2 protein-coding genes and 3 pseudogenes are annotated in these 2,949 nt (G+C 60.7%); 1 reads left to right on the top strand and 4 read right to left on the bottom strand.

Annotated features, from left to right (window positions below):
- From WT24_RS28995 to WT24_RS28985, 3 genes and pseudogenes are all read right to left on the bottom strand, one after another.
- On the bottom strand, positions 1 to 368 hold a 368-nt coding region (locus WT24_RS28995), incomplete at its 3' end, for a transposase (protein ID WP_179949306.1).
- A gap of 56 nt (positions 369 to 424) precedes the next feature.
- A pseudogene (locus WT24_RS28990) lies at positions 425 to 1,061 on the bottom strand (IS256 family transposase); the annotation flags it as partial.
- A 246-nt stretch (positions 1,062 to 1,307) separates the two neighbouring features.
- A pseudogene (locus tag WT24_RS28985) lies at positions 1,308 to 1,937 on the bottom strand (IS66 family transposase); the annotation flags it as partial.
- A gap of 146 nt (positions 1,938 to 2,083) precedes the next feature.
- Between WT24_RS28985 and WT24_RS28980 the strand changes: the two are divergent.
- A complete protein-coding gene (locus WT24_RS28980; protein WP_060036678.1) occupies positions 2,084 to 2,515 on the top strand; it encodes a DUF1090 domain-containing protein in 432 nt (143 codons plus the stop codon).
- 22 nt (positions 2,516 to 2,537) lie between these two features.
- Here WT24_RS28980 and WT24_RS33845 read toward each other — a convergent pair.
- Positions 2,538 to 2,848: pseudogene (locus tag WT24_RS33845) on the bottom strand (transposase); the annotation flags it as partial.
- Positions 2,849 to 2,949: the final 101 nt, after the last annotated feature.

The raw sequence follows: 2,949 nt of genomic DNA, 5'->3' as shown, positions 1-2,949 counted from the left end.
TACATGGCGACGATCTTGTCGTCGAAGCCCGTGAAGCGCCGTTCGTGCTTGGGAATCAGGATGGGTTCGAAGCTGCCGTCGCGGTCACGCGGCACCTCGATGCGGATCGGGCCGTCTTCGGTCAGAACCGTCTTGGCCCCTTTGCCATTGCGCTGATTCGTGGCGTTGACCGGCTTGGCAGCACCGGGAGGGTAGCCGAGATGATGGTTCATCTCGCCGCCCAATGCCCGTTCGATCAGCGCCTTCTTGAGCGCCAACGTCGCGGCGTTGATGGCTTCGGCTGTCATCGGACCGTTGCCGAACTGCTCGAGCAGCTCGGCCGGAATCGCCGGCAGAGCCGCCGGCTGGGCTTTCGGTTTGCGAGGCATAAACTCTCCTTGGGAGCATGTTATGCCTTAAACACAAAATTCCTGACAGGCCCGGTCAGCCCCTTCAAGCCGTCCACCACGGCGATCAGGATGTCCTGACAGCCGCGCGTCTTCAGTTCGTTGAACACCTTGAGCCAGAACTTGGCGCCCTCGGTCTGCTCGATCCAAAGGCTCAGCACGTCGCGCTGGCCGTCGGCCTGGATACCCAGCGCCAGATAGACGGCCTTGTTGCTGACCATGCCATCGTCGCGGATCTTGACCCGCAGCGCATCGAAGAACATCACCCGATACATCGTCTCGAGCGGGCGGCTCTGCCAGCTCAGCGCTTCGGCCATCACCTCGTCGGTGACCGAACTGATGAAGTCGGGCGAGACCTCGGTGCCATAGTGCTCGGCCAGAACTCCCTGAATCTCGCAGCCGCTCATGCCGCGGGCGTACATCGCGATGATGCGTTTCGTCGAAGCCGGTGAAACGGCGTTCGTGCTTGGCAATCAGGATCGGCTCGAAGCTGCCGTCACGGTCACGAGGTACGTCGACCCGGACTGGGCCACGATCGGTGATGACCGTCTTGCCGCTGGCGCCGTTGCGTTCGTTGGCCTGACCGGGCGGCTTGGGCTGGCCCAGCGGGCAGCCTAGATGCAGATTCATCTCGGCGCCCATCGCACATTCGATGACCGCTTTGTTGAACGCCATCACTCAGATCTCCTAGCATGCCGGCATGCAGCTCATGGAAAGCGCGCTTGCTCGCGCCACGGCGGGCGGCATCGCGCCAACACGCTATCGCCTTCCCGCCCCGTTGCTCGCATTCCTGGAGGCTCTGTGATAATGCCGACAATCCGAGCGCCCCGGAACAGTGATCCACCCAACCGGTGGTCCATGGATTCTCGACGGGGCATAATGGCGGAGTGGGCATAACTTGTGTCATGCCGCTAGCGGCATGAATAACGTTGTTCGAGATCGGCCAGTTACCGTTATCGACGTATCGCAGCAGCTTGGGCCACTGTCCGCTCATGTACTGCAATGCCTTGCCGAGCAGACTCGACGGCACGATGCCCGGCAGATGCTCGATCAGGATGCGCTCGATGATGGCGACCACGCGGGCGCTGTATCGGGTACGTAATCGCTGCCGGCGTTCGGGCGTCCAATTCGCACTGCGCGCCTCGGCTGTGAACAGCTTCCCGATCAGTACGGCGAAGCGCGTGGGTAGCAGATCAGGCGAGCGTGCAACCTTCGGCACTGACTCCTCGGCCTTGATGGAGCTGCGGCGCACGTGTGCCCAGCATCCGAGATGCACGAGCTGGTGATCGTCGGCGATGCCGTTGTAGGGTTCGTACCCGTCAGTCATCAGCACGGTGCCAGGCTGAACGCCAGCATAGAGCTTATGCGCATGCTGGACGCCGCGCCCCGGCGAACACGAAAACATCCGTACTGCTGGCCCCGAGCCGTTGATTTGCGCCCACACTGCGGCCTTCGTCCCGATTCCTTCAGCACCTGGAACGGTGTCTCGTCGCCGTAGATTAGGTGCGACTCGAACAGCACGTCCTGCATCAGATTGATTACCGGCTGCGTGCCACCGTCGCTTCACGCTCAAATTGAGCGACTTATCGCGGTGATTGATTCTCGAATCTATTCGATGGTGCTGTCTTGCTGCGCGCGGCAAAGTGTCGATGAGCACGCATGACGCCGCTCGTAGTCAACAAGATTGAGGAATTGCCATGAAAAAGACGCTGATCGCCACCGCCCTCCCGTTCATTCTACTCGCCCATTCCGCTGCCTCTGCAGGTACGCGGGACTGCGCGACGCGCTCCAATGCGATCCAAGCGCAGATCGATACGGCCCGGCAGTTCGGCAGTACCGCTCAAGTCGAACGCCTGAAGGGAGCACTCGCGCAAGTGAAGGCGCACTGCACGGACGCCGGTCAGACCGATCGCGCCCAACGGAAAATGCAGGACAAGCAACGCGACGTTCAGAAAGTCCAGAACGAAGTCCGGAAGGCCGAGGAAAGCGTCCGGGAGGCTCACGCGCGTGGCGACGCGAAGAAGATCGCCAAAGCGCAACAAAAGCTGGCCGACAAGCAGGGCAAGCTCCGTGAAAAGATGGACAACCTGCGCGCTGCGCAAGCAGACCTCGCCGCACTGAAGGGCTAACTTTCTCCGCAAGGGACCGCCCTTAGAAGCTGTTGCGAATATTATCAGACGCCGTCTTGAGTTGGTTCCAGCAAATCAAGTAACACGCGAGCGAGAGGAATGCCTCATGCACGTGTGCGTACCGTTCGTAGCGAATCTTGGGGCGTCTGAATGCATGAAGTCAGGCAAAGGAACGTTTGATGAACCAGCGCGATTTAGCGAGGTCACTGCCGTGAGGCGAACCGATTTGGCGAGCAACGGCGTGATGCCGCGTTCGCGCAGACGCTGCCGGTGTGACTCGGAACTGTAGCCCCGGTCGCCCTGAACGGTCTTCGGTTTGCGCAGCGGCCTTCCTGAACCGCTTGGATTTCTTAGACAGTGCCGAGCGTTAGTGTTCGGTCTTTCTGAACCGCTTGGATTTCTTGGACAGTGCCGAGCGTTAGTGTTCGGTCTTT

It is taken from the genome of Burkholderia sp. MSMB1078WGS (assembly GCF_001528895.1).
In the GTDB taxonomy this organism is placed as follows: domain Bacteria; phylum Pseudomonadota; class Gammaproteobacteria; order Burkholderiales; family Burkholderiaceae; genus Burkholderia.
This window is presented reverse-complemented; position numbering and strand designations above follow the sequence as displayed.